Consider the following 17,716-nt stretch of genomic DNA (forward strand, 5'->3'; position numbering starts at 1 on the left):
TCGTTGGTCACAAGGTCGCGACCTCGTACGCGACCTTGTGCTCGTCCAGGTCGCGTACGGCCTCGGGCGACGCGCCGTCATCGACGATCACCTGGTCGAACGCGCTGAGCGGCGCCAGCCGGTGCAGCGCCACCCGGCCCAGCTTGGAATGGTCGATCAGGAGCACGTTGCGCGCGCCGGCGTCCAGCATCGCCCGCTTCACCGACACGATGTGCTGCTCTTGGTGGTAGGCGAACCCGCCCGCCACCGCGGAGGTGGAGACGAAGCACAGGTCGACGTGCAACGCCTCGATGGCGTCCACGCAGGAGACCCCGAGGAAGGAGTCGTGCAGGGGGTCGTAGTCGCCCCCCAGGCCCATGAGGCGGATGTCGCGCACCTTCGCGAGCAGGTTGATCGCCTCGAGGAAGTTGGTGACGACCGTGAGCGGGGTGATCCCCTCGAGCCGGCGGGCTACGGCCAGCGCCGTGGTCGAGTCGTCGAGCATGACCGCCATCCCCGGCTCGATCAGCCGGACGGCCCGCTCGGCGATCGCGTCCTTCTGCGCCTGCATCGACTTCATGCGGTACGCGACGTTGCTCTCGAACACCCCGGACGGCTGCGCGGTCACCCCGCCGCGGAACTTCCGGACGACGCCCTGACGCTCGAGCTCGTCCAGGTCGCGGTGGATCGTCATCAGGCTCACGCGGAACCGCTCGGCCAGGTCCGCCGCGGTGGCCGAGCCATGCGAAAGGACATGGTCGGCGATGGCCGCCTGCCGCTTGGCGGGCCCGCTACGGACGCTGTCACCGTCCTTGGTCATGAGGCGATCCTAACAATCAGATGTTGTAAGTTCACAGGCCACGACGCGAAATCGGGGGCGAGTGCCACGCACGCGGGCGGGAGCAGGGTGAGCACGTCGCTTCTCGTCGTCCCCCACGGCGAGACAGTCTGGCACGCCGGGAAACGCTACGCGGGAAGCGGCGACATCGCGCTCGCCGAGAAGGGCCGAGCGCCTAGACGGCGCCGACGCCTGCAACCGCAGGTCTAGGCGAAGACCTTGCCGGGGTTGAAGATGCCCGCCGGGTCGAGGGCCTGCTTGATCGCCTGATGCATGCCGAGAACGACCGGCCCAACCTCCTCGGCCATACCGCGACGTTTCAGCAGCCCGACCCCGTGCTCGCCCGTCACGGTGCCGCCGATGCCGATCGCCTCGTCGACGATCCGCTCGAAGGCGACCTGGGCCCGCTCCCGCGCCGCGTCGTCGTCCGGGTCCACGATCATCAGCGGATGCAGGTTGCCGTCACCGGCGTGCGCGACGTTCGCGATCAGGATGTCGTGCTCGGCGGCGATGCGCTCGATGCGGCCGAGCATCTCCGGGACCAGCATGCGGGGCACGCACACGTCCTCGGTCAGGACCGGCCCGAGGCGTTCGACCGCCGGGTACGCCAGCCGGCGCGCCGCGAACAGCGCCTCCGCCTCCTCCGGGTCGGTGGAGCGGGCGCTCCAGGTCGCTCCGGCGGACTCGAAGCAGCGCAGGATGGCGTCGGCCTCCTCCTCCCCTGCCTGACCGGGGGCGTCGCTACGGCCCAGCAGCAGGACGTTGCCCTCGTCGGCCAGCCCCATGTGCCGCCACTCGTCGACGGCGCGCAGGCAGTGCCGGTCGATCAGCTCGAGCGCGCTGGGGACCACACCGGCGGCCGTGACCGCGCTGACCGCCTCCCCCGCCGCCACCAGCGTGTCGAAGTAGCCCACGACCGTACGCTCGGCCGCGCGGGCGCCCCGGAGCCGTACGGTGATCTCGGTGATGACGCCGAGCGTGCCCTCCGAACCGACCATCAGGCCGGTCAGGTCGTACCCGACCACGCCCTTGGCGGTACGCCGGCCCAGGCGTACGACGTCGCCCCGCCCGACGACGGCCTCGAGCCCGAGCACGTAGTCCCGGGTCACGCCGTACTTCACGCAGCACAGCCCGCCCGCGTTGGTCGCGACGTTGCCGCCGATCGTCGACCACGGCGCGCTCGCGGGATCCGGCGGATACCAGAGCCCGTGCTCGGCGCAGGCCCTGCGCAGGTCGTCGTTGACGACGCCCGGCTGTACGACCGCGATGCGCTCGTCGGGGTCGATCCGGACGATCTCGTTCATCGCCTCGAACGACAGCATCACGCAGCCGTCGATCGCGTTGGCGCCGCCGGACAGACCGGTGCCGGCCCCGCGCGGGACCACCGGCACGCCCCGCCGGGCGCAGTGGGCGACGACCTCACGGACCTCCGCCGTCTCCCGGGGCCGCACCACGGCCGCCGGCTTGCCGTACGGCGCCCACTCCGCCTCATCGTGCGCGTAGGAGGCAATCACGTCCGGGTCGCGAACGACCCTGCCGTCAGGAAGGACCCGTTCCAGCTCCGCCGCCAGATCTTCCGACACCGCCATACGCCGCACCCTACGCCCACCCACCGCGCCCCCCGGGCGCGCCGCCCCAGACCCGCGACCTTCCGAGCACGCCCGCCCCGGCTCCGCCGAACGAACCTCGAAGGTACGGCCGCCCGGCCCGGGCGAACCGTCAGGTGCGGCGACCCGGCTCCGGCCGTACGACTTGGTCGCGGCCAGCCTCGCCCCCGGGTGCGCGAGCACGCCCGCCCCGGCTCCGCCGAGAACCCGAGGGTACGGCCGTAAGGACCCGGGCGAACCGTCGGGCGGCCTCCCGGCTCAGAGCAGCGCAGCCCCGCCACGGCCAGCCACGACCCCAGCCACGACCCCAGGTGCGGCCCTCCGAGCACGGCCGCCCGGCTCTGCCGGGGAACCGGCGGGTACAGCCGCCCCGGACCCGGGCGAACCGTCAGGCGCGGCCGGCTGGCTCCGACCAGTGCGGCCGCAGCCATGGTCGATCGCGACCCCGGATTCGGCCCCCCAGACCCAGACGCGGCCGCCCAGCTCGAACCGTGCTGCTCTGGTCGCGGCCGGTCGCGACCCCGGGGCTGCTCCCCAGACCCCAGGTGCGGCCGCTCGGCTCCGGGGTGCGGCCCTCCGGCTCCGACCGTGCGACTTCGGTCAAGGCCAATCGCGCCCCCGGCCACGGCCGGCCCCGAGCCCGGGTGCAGCCCCCTAGCACGCCCGCCCCGGACCCCCAGGCGAACCTCCGAGCACGGCCACCCCGGCTCCACCGAGCGAGCCTGGGGTACGGCCGCCCCGGCCCGGACGAACCGTCGGGTGCGGCTGCCCGGCTCCGATCGTGCTGCTCGGTCACGGCCGATCGCGACCCCGGGTGCGGTCGCCCGGACCCCGGTGCGGCCGCCCGGACCCCGGTGCGGCCGCCCGGCTCCGACCGTGCGACTTCGGTCGCGGCCGGCTCCGACCCCGGGTGCGGCTGTCCAAAGCTCGACCAGCAGACTCGTGCCGATGTCGATGAACGCCGAAGGACGTGCCATGCCCTCGAATCCCCTCACCGCGTACGAGCTGACCGACCTGCGCGAGCGGCGCAGCGTCAAGTGGCGCGAGTACCCGCCGGACGTGCTGCCGATGTTCGTCGCGGAGATGGACACCCCGCTCGCCGAGCCGATCGCCGCCGCGCTGACCGGCGCGATCGCCCGCGGCGACACCGGGTACGCGGCCGCCGGGCGGCTTCCGGAGGCGTTCGCGGACTTCGCCGCGGACCGCTATGGCTGGCGTACGGCGCCGGACGCCATTCGGCTGGTCCCCGACGTCATGTACGGCGTTCGGGAGGTCATGACGATCATTTCCGAGCCCGGTGACCGCGTCGTGGTGAACACGCCCGGCTATCCGCCGTTCTTCTACTGGCTCGAGCGGATCGGCCGCCAGGTGGTGCGCAACCCCCTGGTGTCCGGCCCGGACGGGTTCCGCCTGGACCTGGACCGGCTCGAGCGCGACTTCGCCGCCGGGGCTCGGGCGTACCTGCTGTGCAGCCCGCACAATCCAACCGGACGGGTCTTCACGCGCGAGGAGCTCCTGGCCGTGGCGGCCCTCGCCGACCGGTACGACGTCCGCGTCGTCGCCGACGAGATCCACGCGCCCCTGACCCATCCCGGCGCGCGGCACATCCCGTTCGCCTCGCTGGACGCCCCGGCCGCGGCGCGCGCGATCGTCGTCGCCTCGGCGTCGAAGGCGTGGAACCTTCCCGGTCTCAAGGCGGCCCTGGCCGTACCGGGCCCCGACGCCCGCGCCGACGTCGCCGCGATCCATGCGGAGGTCAGCGAGGCCGCCGGCCTGTTCGGCGTGATCGCCTCCGAGGCGGCGTTCACCCACGGGCGCCCCTGGCTGGCCGACCTGATCGGCGCGCTCGACGCGAACCGGCAGCTCGTGGGCGAGCTCCTCGCCGACCACCTGCCCGACATCGGCTACCACCTGCCCCAGGCCACGTACCTGGCCTGGCTCGACTGCCGCGCGCTCGGCCTGGGGGACGATCCCGCGCAGGCCTTCTTGCGGGACGGAAGGGTGGCGCTCGCCGCGGGCCCGACGTTCGGCGAGGCGGGGTACGGCTTCGCCCGCCTCAACTTCGCGACGGCGCCGGACCGCGTCACCGAGGCCGTACGTCGCATGGCTGCCGCCCTCGACCGGGCCGGGGCGCGATGAGACAGGCGACCGCCGCGGCCTGAGCACCTGCCGCGACCGCGAGCGCCGATGTCAGCGAGCGGGCGGCCGGGGCGCCGCCGAACGCGGCTCCCAGCGCCCCGAGGGTGATCTTCAGGCTGGCCGCGGTCATGAACACCTGGGCGCGCAGCCGCGGCGGTGCCTCCCGATGCCGGATGGCGAACACCGCCGTGCCCAGGCCTCCCGCTGAAGGAACCCGGAGTACTCACTCACCGACGGCCCCCGGAGCCTGCCGGATGGCTCACTCACAGAACTCATTGAGGACCCCATTGGCCGACGCCTTCCTGACGACGGAGCGCCTCATGCTCCGCCCCTTCGCCGAGGCCGACCTCGACGACGTGCTCGCCTTGCACGGCGACCCGGAGGTCATGCGCTTCATCAACGGAGGGCGCCCGGCCTCCCGGACCGCGATCCGCGACGAGACCCTCCCCCGGCTCATGCGGCACCACGCCTCCTTTGGAACTCGCGGTTTCTGGGCGGCCGAGGACAGGACGAGCGGGCGTTTCCTGGGCTGGTTCGAACTCCGTCCGCTCGCCGACGACGATCCCGAGGTGGTCGAACTGGGCTACCGGCTCCATCGGTTCGCGTGGGGCCGGGGTCACGCCACGGAAGGGGCCCGCGCCCTCGTACGCAAGGGCTTCACCGAACTCGGCGTGCGCCGGGTCGTCGCCCAGACAATGGCGGTGAACACGGCGTCCCGGCGCGTGCTGGAGAAGGCCGGTCTGACCTACGTCCGGACGTTCTACGAGGACTGGCCGGACCCGATCGAGGGCGCCGAACACGGCGACGTGGAATACGCCCTGACCGTGACCGACTGGCGACGACGGCCGCGGCAGGCGTCCTGATCGAGGCCTGCGGGCGGCGACCGCTCCCGCAGGCGCCCCGACGGGGGCCTCCCCGCGCCGGGCGCCCGGTCTCCCGGCGCTGCTTTCATCGGCGTGCATGCTGGAGCGACGCCGGCTTTCACCACTATATTGGTCGGGAAACCTTGCTAAGGGAGTCGCACGTGGGCGTCACCGAAGAAGGCGACTGTCGGCCGTCACGACGCACGATGCTCCGCATGTCCGCCGGCCTGGGCCTCGGCTCGGCGATGGCCGGCACCCCCGCCGCGCCGGCCCGCGCGGCCGACGGCCCGATCGTCAAGCCGTTGCCGCCCGAACTGTTCATCGTGTACGGGACGAACGCCGAGACGCGCTGGGAGGCCATGCGCGGGCAGGGGTATCTCACGCCGACCGATCGCTTCTTCGTCCGCAACCACACCCGCACCCCGCTGATCGACGTCCGCACGTGGCGGCTCCGCCTGTTCGGGAGCGGTCTGCACGGCTCCCCTACCCTCGACCGGCCGGTCGCGTTCTCCTATGAGGACCTGCGCGGCATGCCGGCCCGGACGATCGACGCGTTCATCGAGTGCACCGGCAACGGCCGCAGCTTCTACACGACGCAGCAGCACCAGTCGGTCACGGGCACGCCGTGGAGGCTGGGCGGCGTGGGCGTCGCCCGCTGGCGCGGCGTCCCGCTGGCCCACGTCCTCGAACGCGCCGGACTCACGCGCCGGGCGGTCGACATCATGCCACGCGGCCTCGACCCCGACTTCATCGACGCGGGACGGAACCACGGGCGGGTGCGCCGGCCGCTGCCGATCGCCAAGGCGCTCGACGACGTCCTGCTGGCGTACGAGATGAACGGCCGTCCGCTGCCTCCGGACCACGGATTCCCCGTACGGCTCGTCGTGCCCGGCTGGGTGGGCATCGCCTCGATCAAATGGGTCGGCGACATCGAGGTCTCCGACGCGCCGCTCTCCTCCCCCTGGAACACCGTCTACTACCGGATGTTCGGACCCGGATACCCGCCGGAGGGCAGCGCCCCGCTGACCCGGCAGGTGCTCAAGAGCGCGTTCGAGCTGCCGTGGGACGCACGGTTCGACGCCGGGCGGACCACCGTGCTGCGCGGCCGCTCGTGGTCCGGCGACGGAGCCGTGCGGCACGTCGCGGTCAGCACCGACGGAGGCGGGACCTGGCGGCGGGCGGCACTTCACGGACGGCGCAGCGGCCTCGGCTGGGTCCGCTGGGAGCTCCCCTGGCGTCCACCGGCCCCGGGATCGTACGAGCTGCTGGCGCGGGCCACCGACGGCACCGGCGCGACGCAGCCGGACGTCGCGCCGTACAACACGCTCGGCTACCTGTTCGGTGCGGTCGTACGCCATCCGGTGACGGTGACCTGACGGCGGTCGCCGCCCGCGTCCGGAGCACGTCCCGGCTCCCTGGACATCGTCCGGGGGCATTCGCCCAGGCCGCGCTCGTACCTGGGACGCGTCCAGCGTCTACGACGCCGTCCGGTCCGGATCCCACGCATGCGGCCGCGCGTTGGGATGGCCCGGTGACGATCACCGGGCCACGCGCTGATCGTGATCTCGGCAGCGTCCCACCGCGGACGTTCCCGCGGGATGCGACGCCGTCCGGTCCGGAATGGTGCGCGTCCGGCTGCGCAGGCGGTCGGGCGTCGAGCGCGCGTCCGCCGCCCACGACCTCGCCCAGGCCTCGGCGTGAGTCTCGTCGAGAGTCATGCCGACCGTCTGAGGTCCGGTCGCCTACCTGCCCCAGGCCCATGTGGCAGCGGATGCCGAACGCGCGGCGTCGTGCCGGGACGCGGACGACGGCTACGACGTGGTCCAGGCCGGGTTGGTGCGCACGCGGCCGCGCCGCGGCTTGCGGCATGCGGCGCGCTCCTCGTACGCCTGCCGCTCCGGGGCCCGGTGCGCCAGTGCGTCGCGGAGCTGGGCGCGGCCGCGGTGGATACGGCTGCGGACCGTGCCCATCTTGACGCCGAGGGTCGCGGCGATCTCCTCGTACGACAGGCCCTCGATGTCGCACAGCACCACCGCGGCGCGGTACTCCGGCGCCAGCGCGTCCAGGGCCATCTGGATGTCGTCGTCGAAGTGCCGGTCGTCGTACACCTGTGCGGGGCTCGGCTCGCGTCCCCGCAGGCGCTCGGCCGCGTCGTCGGCGAGGCCCTCGAACCGGATGCGCTGTCGTCGGCGGACCATGTCGAGGAAGAGGTTGGTGGTGATCCGGTGCAACCACCCCTCGAACGTGCCCGGCGTGTAGTTCGACAGCGAACGGAACACGCGCACGAACACCTCTTGTGTGAGGTCCTCGGCATCGTGCTGGTTCCCGGTCAGCCGGTAGGCGAGGCGGTAGACGCGCGCGGAGTGCTCACGCACGATCTCGTCCCAAGTGGGCGGCGTCCACGCCACCGTGTCACCCTTCACCCGTCACCCCCGATAGCACTGGTCACTGTCAAAGTCTGTCCTGCCGGGGGTAAGAGCGGTGTAAGGGAACCCCGCCGCGGTGGGCGCCTTCCGGTGACCATTCGGTCGGGCCCTTTCCCTCCGACGCTGTCCAGCATGGCAGCCGGGAGCCGTCCCGACGTCGCCCGTCAGGTGGGTGTTGCCCGGTCCGGGGTCGGCCGGGCGACGGAGGGCGGAACGCCGCTCTCATCCTCAGGGGGGAGAAAACGAACCGGCCACTCTTGATCACTTTCGGGGTTGTCGGCATTCTGGGCGCGGGCGGCTCCTCCCCGCCGACCGCCCGGGAGCCGCGATGGAGATTCGCATTCTCGGCCCGTTCGAGCTCGTCGACGGCGAACGCCGGATCCGGATCGACGCGCCCAAACAGCGCGCCCTGCTCATCGCACTGGTCCTGCGCGCCAACCGGGTGGTGCCGACGGAGGAACTCGCCGAGCGGATCTGGGGGGACGACCCGCCGTCGAGCGCACGGCTCACCCTCCAGGGGTACGTTCTGCGGGTCCGCCGGGCGCTGGCCGGTGTGCCGGATGTGGCCATCGTCACCGAGCCGACGGGGTACCTGCTGCGCGTGGACCCCGAGCGGATCGACGCGCACCGGTTCACCCGGTTGGTCGAGGACGCGGACCGGGCCGCGGCGGGCGGCGACACGGACGCCGAGGCCGACCTGCTCCACGAGGCCCTCGGGCTGTGGCGCGGGGAGCCCCTCGCCGATGTGGGCTCCGACGTCCTGTGGCGCGAGGAGACCGGTCGGCTGGCCGAGATGCGCGCGCGGGCGGTCGAGCGGCGCATCGACGCCGATCTCCGCGCCGGGCGGCACCTGGAGCTGATCGGCGAGCTGACCGCGCTCGTGGCGGCCCACCCCTTCCGCGAGGGGTTCCGCGCCCAGTTGATGCTCGCCCTGTACCGGGCCGGGCGCCGGGCCGAGTCCCTTGAGGCGTACCGGGACGCCCGGGCCGTCCTCGCGCGAGAGCTCGGGGTCGAGCCGGGGCCGCGGCTGCGCCGGCTGGAGCACTCCGTCCTGACCGCCGACCCCACCCTGGATCCGGCGCCACGGGCGGAGCACAGCCCGTTCGCGCTGCCGCCGGACGTCCCGCACTTCGTCGGCCGGGAGGCCGAGCTGGCGCGGCTGCTCGCGCCTCCTCGTACGGACGCAGGCCCCTTGGTACGCGCCGTGGCGGGCATGGCCGGGGTGGGGAAGACGACGCTCGTCGTGCACGCCGCCCACCGGCTGGCCGAGCGGTACCCCGACGGGCGGATCCACGTCGACCTCGGCGGGACCACCGGCCATCCGATGGACCCGGCGGCCGCGCTCGACCGGTTCCTGCGCCTGCTCGGCGTCTGGGGCGGCCGGATCAGAGGCGGCGTGGACGACCGGGCGGCCCTGCTTCGTGACCGGCTCGCGGGCCGCCGCGTGCTCCTCGTCCTCGACAACGCCGTCGACGAGGCGCAGGTACGGCCCCTGATCCCCGGCACGCCGGGCTGTGCCGCGTTCATCACCAGCCGGTCACCGCTCATCGGTCTGGAGTACGCCGACCTGATCGACCTGGACGTCCTCGCCCCGGACGACGCCATCGACCTGCTGGCCGGGGTGATCGGCCGGCGCCGGATCCTCGCCGAGGAGGACCGCGCCCGCACCCTCGTCGCCCAGTGCGGCCACCTCCCCCTGGCCGTACGGATCGCGGCGGCGCGCCTGGCCGGGCGTCCCGAGTGGACTTTGGACCGGCTCGCGGGCCAGCTCGCCGACGAACACCGGCGGCTCGACCGCCTGTCCGCCGGAGACCTGGAGGTCCGGTCCAGCATCGCGCTGAGTCAGGACGCCCTGCCTCCCGCGCACCGGCGGCCGTTCCACCTCATCGGGCTGCTCGACCTGCCCGACGTCACGCCCTGGATGGTCGCCGCTCTCCTCGACCGGCCGGTCGCCGACGCCGAGGACGTGATCGACGCCCTCGTCGACGCCCGTCTGCTGGAACCCGGCCGGGCGGACCCTCCGGACGGCCCCCGTTACCGCTGCCACGACCTGGTCCGGCTGTTCGCCCGCGAACAGGCCCTCGGCTCCGAAGCGCCGGACGCGCGGGACGCGGCCGTGCTCCGCGTACTGCGGGCGCTGCTCGAGCTCGCCGAACGGGCCGACGACGCGCTGCAGAGCCGGCGGCTGCGCCTTCCGGATCCGCGTCCCCACCCGAACCGGCCGACGCCCGCCCAGGCCACACCGGCCGACGCGACACCTCTGGGTGCGTCAGCGGCGGACGCGACGGCCGCGAGCGCGACACCCGCGGATGCGTCAGCGGCGGACGCCGCAACCGACGACGCAACGCCCGCAGGTACCACGGCCGCCGGCACGACGGCCGTGAGCGCGACGCCTGCGGATGCGACGCCCGCGGTTGCGTCATCGGCGGACGCAGCCGACGTCGACGCGGCGCCCGCGGATAGGTCAGCGGTGGAGGCGAAGGCCGCCGACGCGATGCCCACGGGTGCGACGGCCGGGAGCGCGGCGGCCTCGGACGCTGCGGCCGCCGACGTGACGGCAGGTGATATCGCGGCCGCCGGGGCGACGGCTGTGGGTGTGGCGGGCGCGCCGCTCGCGTGGTTCGAGGCCAACCGCCAGGTCCTCGCCATGGCCGTCCATCGAGCGGCCTCCGTGGGCGCGGCGGAGCTCTCCTGGCGGCTGGCCGCCTCCCTGCTGAGCTTCCACGACCTGCGCGGGCACTGGGACGACTGGCGCCGTACGCATGAGGTCGCCCTGACGGCGGCGCTCGCGCGTGACGACCGGTGGGGACAGACCGCGATGCGCTACGGCCTCGGGCTTCTCGCGACCGCGCAGGACCGGTACAAGGACGCGGCCGGGCACCTGACCGCCGCCGTCGCCGGAAGCCGGGAGCTCGGCGCGCCGGTCCGTGCGGCCCGGGCCCTGAACGCGCTCGGCGACGTCCACCACATCTGCGACCGGCTGGACGACGCGTTCGCCTGCTTCCAGGAGGCCCTGCGGATCGCCGAACGGCACGACGACCCCACGGGACGGGCCAACAGCCTGCTCAACCTGGGTCTGGTCCATCGTGACCGGGGAGACCCGGGCGCCTCTCTCGCCCATCTGGACCGAGCGCTGGAGACCTTCCGCTCGGCGGGCGACGAGTACGGGGAGGCGCACGTTCTGCGCTTCCTCGCCGCGACGCACTATCACTCCCGTACCGACCTCGCGGCCGCGCACCGGCACGCGACGCGCGCCATCGGGCTGTTCCGGCGGTTCGGTGACGGTCTCGCCGAGATCCGGTCCCTCCGCCTGCGGGCGATGGTCCTGACCGCCGAGGGCCGCCCGCGAGCCGGGATCGACCTTCTCGACCGCTGCCTCACGGCCTTCCGCGAACAAGGTGATCTCTTCGGCGAGGCGTCCACGCTGTGGGCCCTCGGTGGAGCGGCTCACGACTCCGGTGACACCGTACGGGCGGTCGGGTGCCTGGAGGAGGCCCTGAGCCTCTTCCGCCGCCTCGACGTGCCCCTGTGGGAGGCGCGCACGCGGTCCCGGCTGGCGGCGGCGCGCGGGGAGGGTGCCGCCCCCGTGGACGGCACCCTGCCCGTGATCATCACCGGTGGGGCACCGCCGCAGCCGTCCAGCCCAGGTAGTGGCTGAAGTGACTCACGCTCGTCGCGTGCCCGATCTTGCCGCCGATGCTGGTCGAGTAGAACCCGCCCTTGCCGTCGGCGATGCCGACGTGCCCGTACGCGCTGATCTTCCAGTACACGAACGACCCGGCGGGGGGCTTGGTGCCGCTGTGGTGGGTGGCGCCGTTCCAGTGGGCGATCGCCGACGCCCACACCCCGGTCGTGCCGTAGGCGTTCTCCACCGCCTTCTCGCAGTAGTGCTCCCAGCCGGTCTTGCCGACGTGGTTCTTCATCCACTGGACGGCTCCGGCGGCCGTGCCGTCGCCGGCGCTGAGCGGGGATACCTGCCCGGCCGTGGAGACGCTCGCCGGCGCGGACACCGTACGGGCGGGCGCCGCGTGCGCGGTCGCGGGGATACCGGCGGCGACGAGGACCGCGGCGGGGACGATTGCGGCTCCGGCACGCAGCCGACGCCAGGAAGGACGACGCATTTGCCAACCTCCGACGGGTTGAGGGGGAATGCGGCGGCAAGCGTTGCAACAGCCGCTTGTGCATCGCTTGTCCGGCCCGTACGGCCGAGGCGCCCGGAATACGGCGAAGGGCCGGACTCGACGAGCCCGGCCCTCGCGTGAGGCATCTGGTTCCAGGGGTCGTGCCCCTGGGCGGATGTGGCGGGCTCCGGCGAAGCCGACCGAAGATCGGCGAGCAGGATGAACCCGGTGGGGCGAAGCCTCACATCGGGGGTTCCAGGGGGTCGTCCCCCTGGGCGGATATGGCGGGCCCCGGCGAAGCCGACCGAAAGTCGGCGAGCAGGATGAACCCGCCTCGCTCCCCCGACTGGACTCGAACCAGTAACCTGCCGGTTAACAGCCGGACGCTCTGCCAATTGAGCTACGGGGGATCACACAGGTGAGGCCGCCCTGACCACTGGCCGCCCCAACGGGCACAAGGTTAGCGCATAACGCACGTGCTCGTTTCCTCGACTGGCCCGTGCTCTTCGGGGTATGTCCTACGGCGACTCAGCAGAGGAGTTGATCATGAAATACCGCGCTGTGTTCCTCGTCGGGGCGGCGGCCGGATACGTACTGGGGACGCGCGCCGGCCAGGAGCGCTACGAGCAGATCAAACGGCTGTCCCGTCGGGTCGCCGAGAACCCCACCGTGCAGGAGGCCGCGGGCGTCCTGCGTGCCCAGGCCGGTGATTTCGCCGAGACGGCCCGGCAGAAGGTCGGCGACAAGGTCCAGACGGTGAGCGGCAGGGTCCAGGAGAAGGTCCCCGGTATCCGCCGGACCGACCAGCCGGCCCCCGCCGACATCACCGACCGGACCGGCCACGCCGCCCGCTCCGGCGACGAACCCGCCGACATCACCTGACCCACCGCAGCGGGCGCGCCGTCTGGACTGCGGAGCGCCGGGAGCGAAGCGACCAGAGTGACGGGGGAAGACGGCGCGTCGGGCACCCGCGAACCGCACCCACGCCGGCCCGAGGGTCTGTCTCAATGTCCCCGTCCGTAGGACAGCGGGGCTTTGGGACAGGCCCTACAGGCCCGTCTGACGGCGGATCTCCTCGAGGGCCTGCTCGGCCTGGGCCAGCAGACCCGGGTCGTCGGGGTCGAGGCCCCGGTCGAAGACGAACGTCCAGCCCAGGGTGCCGGCGGCGGTGGGCGGCCGGCGGCCGACGATCCGTACTCCCCCGGCGGGCAGCTTGACGTGGGTGCTGACGACGACGGTGGCGGTGACGCGCTCGCGGACGGCCTCGGGCACCGAGCCGGGCTCCGCCAGCCGTACGGTGTGGCGCCGGCCGCCGACCTCACGGACGAACAGGACGCCGTCCTGCCAGGTGGCCTGCTCCACCTGCTCCCACGGCAGCCGGGTGTGCTCGTCCGCTCCGGGGAGGTAGAGGGCGGCGTCGGTCGCGACGGTCTCGCCGCCGACCGCCAGGACCCGCTCGCCTCGCCGGACGGCCACGCCGTCCGGCACGTTCTTGCGCCACGTCAGTCGCATGGCAGATCAACCTACAATGACCCGATCAGGGCGCGCGGCGTGCGGTCAGCAGATCGAGCACCAGCGCCGCCGACCAGCTGAAATCATGGCTGCCGCGGCCGCTGCCGTCGAACGGGTCGAAGTACTCCCGGAACCCGGACTGGCGCACCAGCCGGACCGTCGACCCGAACAGCAGGTCAGCGACCGTGCCGAGCCCGTGCGCACGGGCCCCGGCCCACAGCAGCCAGTTGGTGTTGACCCAGGTCGGCCCCCGCCAGTACGCGCCGCGGTCGAAGGCCTCCGACTGGATGTCGCAGGTCGGCACCGGGTAGCCGGCCGCCCCGGCGAAGTGCGCCGACAGCAGCAGGTCGGCCAGCGAGCGCACGATCCCGTCGGGCAGCTCCGGGTCCAGGAGCGGGGCGAAGCCGGAGACGGTCGTCTCGCGGATCAGCCGCCCGGTTCGCAGGTCGCGGGCCCGGAAGCAGCCGGCCGACTCGTCCCACAGGCGCTCCAGCAGGGCGTCGTGGATGCGCTCCGCGGCCTCCCGGTGGGGACGGGGATCGGCGCCGACCAGGTCGGCGAGCTCGGCCAGCGCGTGCGTGGACGCCAGGTAGACCGCGTTGAACAGTGGATCTTCGACGACGAAGGGGTGGTCGTCCCGGAGGTACTCCGCGCGGTATCCGGCGGCCCGCATGCCCCCGACGAGCGCGACGTACCGGTCGTGGTCGCCGCCGGCGTACGCCACGCCGCGCGGGTCCACGGCGGCCAGCGGCGGGTCCCACGCCGGGCTGTCGTCCAGGCCCGACTCCCACGGGTGGCACAGGCTCACCAGGCCGCTGCCGCCGATGTCGCGGTCCCGGGCGAGGTAGGCGTGCTGGGCCACCAGACAGGGGTACAGCGGGGCGAGGAAGGCCCGGTCCACATCGCCGGTCGCCCGTACGACGTGCAGGGCCGTGAGGGCCTGCAGCGGCGGCTGGGTGAGCCCGGAGGTGTCCACTCCGTGCGGAGCGGCGGGCTGTGCGGCGCTGAGCCACAGCTCGGGCCCGGGGAAGTACGCGCGGCGCGGCTCGGTCGAGCTGAACACGATGTGCGGGACCATGCCCGTCGCCCACTGGCCGCGGAACAACGACAGCAGCTCCGCCTCGGCGCGGTCGGGGCGATGGTGGGCGAGACCGATGCCGGTGAAGGCGGAGTCCCAGCTCCACTGGTGCGGATAGAGCCCCGGGGAAGGGACCGTGGCCGCTCCGGTCCAGTTCGCATCCAGCACGCGGGCGGCGGCCGCCCAGAGGGCCGTCTCGTCACCGATGAGCCGGGACCCCATTGGGACAGCGTACGGCCCCGGGCCGCTCCGGGCGATGCCCGGCCCGGGGCGACCGGCCCCCTGGCGCTCCCGCCGACGCCCGGCCCCCAGCGAACACCACCCCCGAGGACCCACCGGCCTCCCAGCGACCACCACCCTCAGGGGCCCCGAGGGTTCACCGATCCCCAGAGAGCACCACCCTCAGGGCTCACCGGGCCTCCCAGCGACGCCCGGCCTCAACAACCGACCGGCCCCACGCTCCTCCCGGCGGCGCCCGGCCCCCAGAGAGCACCACCCCGCCGGTTCACCAGCCCCCAGCGAGCGCCCCTGAGGGCTCACCGGCCCCAGGCGAGCAGCGCCGACGAGGCTTTAGCTGAAGAGGCCGTCGCCCCAGTAACCGCCCTTGCGGACGCCGGGCGGGCACGCCCAGATGCCCGAGCCGACGTGCTGGACGTACTCGTTCATGGCGTCGTTGGCGGCGAGCTTGTTCTGCAGGGGGACGAACTGTTTGCGCGGGTCCCGCTGGTAGGCGATGAAGAACAGGCCGGCGTCGAGGCGGCCGAGCCCGTCGGTGCCGTCGGTGAAGGAGTAGCCGCGCCGCAGGATGCGGACGCCGCCGTTGCTGTCGGGGTGGGCGATCCGGACGTGGGAGGTGGCGGGCAGCTTGGCGAGCGGCACCGGGTCGTGCTCGCCCTTGGCGCCGTACGCGTTGCCCTCGCCCTTGGTCCGGCCGAAGATGTCCTGCTGCTCCTGCAGGGAGGTGCGGTCCCAGGTCTCGATGTGCATGCGGATGCGCCGGGCGACGACGTACGAGCCGCCGGCCATCCAGGCCGCCCCGTCGGAGCCGGACGCCCAGACGTGCTGGTCGAGGGCCTTGGCCTCGGTGCCCGCGATGTTGCGGGTGCCGTCCTTGAAGCCGAACATGTTCCGCGGCGTCTGCTTGTCCGGCGTCGTCGAGGACGTCTTGCCGAAGCCGAGCTGCGACCAGCGCACGGAGACCACGCCGAAGCCGATGCGGGCGAGGTTGCGGATGGCGTGCACGGCGACCTGCGGGTCGTCCGCGCAGGCCTGGACGCAGATGTCGCCGCCGGTGCGGGCGGGGTCGAGGTCGTCGCCCGCGAAGTGCGGCAGGTCGATGAGGGCGGCCGGGCGCTTGGCCTTGAGGCCGAAGCGGTCCTTGCCGTCCTTCTCGAACAGCGTCGGCCCGAACCCGATCGTGAGGGTGAGCCGCGCCGGGGGCAGGCCGAGCGCCTCGCCGGTGTCGTCGGGCGGTGACTCGCCGAGGCCACCGGCGGCCGAGCCGTACGGGTGCCCGCCGGTGAACGCGGCGGCGGCCGCGGTCCACTCCTTCAGCATCCGGATCAGGCGGTTGCGGTCGTCGGTGACGACGTCGAAGGCGGCGAAGTGCAGCCGGTCCTGTACGGGGGTGGCGATCCCGGCCTGGTGGGCGCCGTAGAAGGGGACGGCTTCCTCCTCGGCCGGCCGGTCGTCGTTGGCCTGGGCGACGCTGACGAGCCCGGCGCCGGCGGCGGCGCCCGCCGCGAGCGTCGCGCCGGAGTATCCGAAGAGCCTGCGCCTGCTGAGCTCCATTACTTGGCCACCACCCCGGCGAGCTTCGACAGCGGCTCTCCGAGGGCGTTCACCTCGTCGGAGAGGTCCTTGCGGTCCTTCGCGCCGACCGTGTCGTAGGAGACGTAGCCGTCGCCCTTCTGGAACTTGGCCAGCAGCTTCTGCACCTTGGCGAACTCGGTGTCCAGGGTGGAGGCCAGCTCGGCGTCCTTCTCCTGGACGACGGGCTTGAGCAGCTCGTAGACCTTCTGCGCGCCGTCGACGTTCGCCTTGAAATCGACCAGGTCGGTGTGGGAGAAGGTCTCCTCCTCACCGGTCACCTTGCCCGTCGCCACCTCGTCGAGCAGTTCCTTGGCGCCGTTGGCCATCGAGGTGGCGGTGATCGAGGCGGTGCCGACCTTGGCCTTGAGCGTCTGCAGGTCCTTGACGAGCTGGTCGGCGAACGGCCCCTCGCCGGAGAGCGAGCCGGTCTTCCACAGCGCCTTCTCGATCTGGTGCCAGCCGGTCCACTTCTCGCCCGACTTGAGGTCGGCCTCACGCAGGTCGACCTTCGGGTCGATGTCCCCGAACGACTCGGCGACCGGCTCGATGCGCTCCCACCCGACGCGGGACGGGGCGTACAGCGCCTTGGCCTTCTCGACGTCGCCCTTCTTCACCGCGGCGGCGAACTCCGTCGCCTTGGAAAGCGTGTCGTCGACCTGCTCGGCGACGTACGTCCGGTAGGCGGCGACGGCCTGGTCCAGACGGGGGTCGGCCGCCTTGCCCTGGCCGGTCACGGTCAGCGCCTGCGTCGGGCCCTTGCCGGTCATCCCGGCACTGCACATGACCTTGTACGTGCCGGCGGAGAGCTGGACGGTGACCTCCGCGCCGGTGCCGGGGCCGATGTTCTCGCGCTCTGAGACGATCTTGCCGTCCGGCGCGAGGATCTCCAGCTCGTTCACCTGGGAGCCCTTGTTGGTGACCTTGAAGGTCACGGCTCCGGCCGCCGCGCTCTTGGCGGCGACGTCGCAGGAGGAGTCGGTGGCGGTGACCTCGATCGCCCCGGCGCCGCCCTTCGCACCGCCCTTGTCGTCCTTCCCGCACGCCGACAACGCGGCCAGGGAGACGAGAGCGGCGCTCGCGGCGGCGAGCACGTGGACATGACGCATGGGGTCTCCAGTGAGGCGAAGGACGGTCAGACGCCCGTTGTGGCGGGCATGGGTCGGGGACACCTGATAAGGCATACCTAACTTAGCTTTACCTAACCTCATTTCGTCAAGCGGCAGCGGGGCCGGCGCGGTGTGAACATCACCACGTCGACCTTGTCTGGGAGCGCTTAGACCACTCACCCGGCGGGCCGCCCGCCGAGCTACGGGCTTCCGCCGCACTGCGCCAGCCTTCAGG

The 17,716-nt window shown here is 73.0% G+C and carries 13 protein-coding genes and 1 tRNA gene; 5 read left to right on the forward strand and 9 right to left on the reverse strand.

Going from position 1 to position 17,716, the window contains the following annotated elements; translation table 11 throughout:
* Positions 1-7: 7 nt before the first annotated feature.
* Together ABEA24_RS15305 and ABEA24_RS15310 are read right to left on the reverse strand one after the other, a co-directional pair.
* A complete protein-coding gene (locus ABEA24_RS15305; protein ID WP_345431485.1) occupies positions 8-799 on the reverse strand; it encodes a DeoR/GlpR family DNA-binding transcription regulator in 792 nt (263 codons plus the stop codon).
* A 224-nt stretch (positions 800-1,023) separates the two neighbouring features.
* Positions 1,024-2,406: an FAD-binding oxidoreductase gene (locus tag ABEA24_RS15310; protein ID WP_345431486.1), complete on the reverse strand. Its 1,383-nt coding sequence runs from the start codon at positions 2,404-2,406 to the stop codon at positions 1,024-1,026.
* Positions 2,407-3,399: 993 nt separating this feature from the next.
* Here ABEA24_RS15310 and ABEA24_RS15315 point away from each other — a divergent pair.
* The 3 genes from ABEA24_RS15315 (at position 3,400) to ABEA24_RS15325 (ending at position 6,802) form a co-directional block, all read left to right on the forward strand.
* Positions 3,400-4,563: a MalY/PatB family protein gene (locus ABEA24_RS15315; RefSeq protein ID WP_345431487.1), complete on the forward strand. Its 1,164-nt coding sequence runs from the start codon at positions 3,400-3,402 to the stop codon at positions 4,561-4,563.
* A 287-nt stretch (positions 4,564-4,850) separates the two neighbouring features.
* The gene (locus ABEA24_RS15320; protein WP_345431488.1) at positions 4,851-5,426 is read left to right on the forward strand and encodes a GNAT family N-acetyltransferase; all 576 of its coding nucleotides are present in this window, start codon (positions 4,851-4,853) and stop codon (positions 5,424-5,426) included.
* A gap of 215 nt (positions 5,427-5,641) precedes the next feature.
* Positions 5,642-6,802, forward strand: coding sequence for a sulfite oxidase (locus ABEA24_RS15325; protein ID WP_345431489.1), 1,161 nt, complete (start codon positions 5,642-5,644; stop codon positions 6,800-6,802).
* Between the two features lie 435 nt (positions 6,803-7,237).
* On the opposite strand, the gene sigE is transcribed toward ABEA24_RS15325, so the two are convergent.
* Positions 7,238-7,849, reverse strand: a complete 612-nt coding sequence (gene sigE, locus ABEA24_RS15330) for an RNA polymerase sigma factor SigE (protein WP_345431490.1) — start codon at positions 7,847-7,849, stop codon at positions 7,238-7,240.
* 331 nt (positions 7,850-8,180) lie between these two features.
* Here sigE and ABEA24_RS15335 point away from each other — a divergent pair, with 331 nt between their 5' ends.
* Positions 8,181-11,510, forward strand: coding sequence for an AfsR/SARP family transcriptional regulator (locus ABEA24_RS15335; RefSeq protein ID WP_345431491.1), 3,330 nt, complete (start codon positions 8,181-8,183; stop codon positions 11,508-11,510).
* Here ABEA24_RS15335 and ABEA24_RS15340 read toward each other — a convergent pair.
* Both ABEA24_RS15340 and ABEA24_RS15345 read right to left on the reverse strand, forming a co-directional pair.
* Positions 11,464-11,973 (reverse strand): CHAP domain-containing protein, encoded by a 510-nt coding sequence (locus ABEA24_RS15340; RefSeq protein ID WP_345431492.1) that lies wholly within the window; start codon positions 11,971-11,973, stop codon positions 11,464-11,466. The two genes, ABEA24_RS15335 and ABEA24_RS15340, sit on opposite strands and share 47 nt — an antisense overlap.
* A gap of 337 nt (positions 11,974-12,310) precedes the next feature.
* Positions 12,311-12,383: transfer RNA gene (locus ABEA24_RS15345), tRNA-Asn, on the reverse strand.
* A gap of 136 nt (positions 12,384-12,519) precedes the next feature.
* On the opposite strand from ABEA24_RS15345, the gene ABEA24_RS15350 reads away from it, so the two are divergent.
* Positions 12,520-12,855 carry a YtxH domain-containing protein gene (locus ABEA24_RS15350; protein ID WP_345431493.1) on the forward strand — a complete coding sequence of 112 codons (336 nt, stop codon included), beginning with the start codon at positions 12,520-12,522 and terminating at the stop codon, positions 12,853-12,855.
* A gap of 165 nt (positions 12,856-13,020) precedes the next feature.
* Here ABEA24_RS15350 and ABEA24_RS15355 read toward each other — a convergent pair whose 3' ends face one another.
* The 4 genes from ABEA24_RS15355 to efeO form a co-directional block, all read right to left on the reverse strand.
* Entirely contained in the window at positions 13,021-13,485 is a 465-nt protein-coding gene (locus ABEA24_RS15355) for a hypothetical protein (RefSeq protein WP_345431494.1), read from the reverse strand.
* 25 nt (positions 13,486-13,510) lie between these two features.
* On the reverse strand, positions 13,511-14,785 hold the full coding sequence (locus ABEA24_RS15360) for an amylo-alpha-1,6-glucosidase (RefSeq protein ID WP_345431495.1): 1,275 nt from the start codon (positions 14,783-14,785) through the stop codon (positions 13,511-13,513).
* Between the two features lie 348 nt (positions 14,786-15,133).
* The gene (gene efeB, locus ABEA24_RS15365; RefSeq protein WP_345431496.1) at positions 15,134-16,354 is read right to left on the reverse strand and encodes an iron uptake transporter deferrochelatase/peroxidase subunit; all 1,221 of its coding nucleotides are present in this window, start codon (positions 16,352-16,354) and stop codon (positions 15,134-15,136) included.
* A complete protein-coding gene (gene efeO / locus ABEA24_RS15370; protein WP_345431497.1) occupies positions 16,354-17,481 on the reverse strand; it encodes an iron uptake system protein EfeO in 1,128 nt (375 codons plus the stop codon). The genes efeB and efeO overlap by 1 nt, the downstream gene beginning before the upstream one ends.
* Positions 17,482-17,716: the final 235 nt, after the last annotated feature.

This window comes from Actinoallomurus vinaceus (assembly GCF_039542055.1).
Classification (GTDB): domain Bacteria; phylum Actinomycetota; class Actinomycetes; order Streptosporangiales; family Streptosporangiaceae; genus Actinoallomurus; species Actinoallomurus vinaceus.

What these genes read in the sequence shown, in the direction of transcription:
- efeO (WP_345431497.1), bottom strand. Translation starts at nt 17,481, where the DNA reads ATGCGTCATGTCCACGTGCTCGCCGCCGCGAGCGCCGCTCTCGTCTCC.
- ABEA24_RS15325 (WP_345431489.1), top strand. Translation starts at nt 5,642, where the DNA reads ATGTCCGCCGGCCTGGGCCTCGGCTCGGCGATGGCCGGCACCCCCGCC.
- efeB (WP_345431496.1), bottom strand. Translation starts at nt 16,354, where the DNA reads ATGGAGCTCAGCAGGCGCAGGCTCTTCGGATACTCCGGCGCGACGCTC.
- ABEA24_RS15355 (WP_345431494.1), bottom strand. Translation starts at nt 13,485, where the DNA reads ATGCGACTGACGTGGCGCAAGAACGTGCCGGACGGCGTGGCCGTCCGG.
- ABEA24_RS15305 (WP_345431485.1), bottom strand. Translation starts at nt 799, where the DNA reads ATGACCAAGGACGGTGACAGCGTCCGTAGCGGGCCCGCCAAGCGGCAG.
- ABEA24_RS15310 (WP_345431486.1), bottom strand. Translation starts at nt 2,406, where the DNA reads ATGGCGGTGTCGGAAGATCTGGCGGCGGAGCTGGAACGGGTCCTTCCT.
- ABEA24_RS15350 (WP_345431493.1), top strand. Translation starts at nt 12,520, where the DNA reads ATGAAATACCGCGCTGTGTTCCTCGTCGGGGCGGCGGCCGGATACGTA.
- ABEA24_RS15340 (WP_345431492.1), bottom strand. Translation starts at nt 11,973, where the DNA reads ATGCGTCGTCCTTCCTGGCGTCGGCTGCGTGCCGGAGCCGCAATCGTC.
- ABEA24_RS15360 (WP_345431495.1), bottom strand. Translation starts at nt 14,785, where the DNA reads ATGGGGTCCCGGCTCATCGGTGACGAGACGGCCCTCTGGGCGGCCGCC.
- ABEA24_RS15315 (WP_345431487.1), top strand. Translation starts at nt 3,400, where the DNA reads ATGCCCTCGAATCCCCTCACCGCGTACGAGCTGACCGACCTGCGCGAG.
- ABEA24_RS15335 (WP_345431491.1), top strand. Translation starts at nt 8,181, where the DNA reads ATGGAGATTCGCATTCTCGGCCCGTTCGAGCTCGTCGACGGCGAACGC.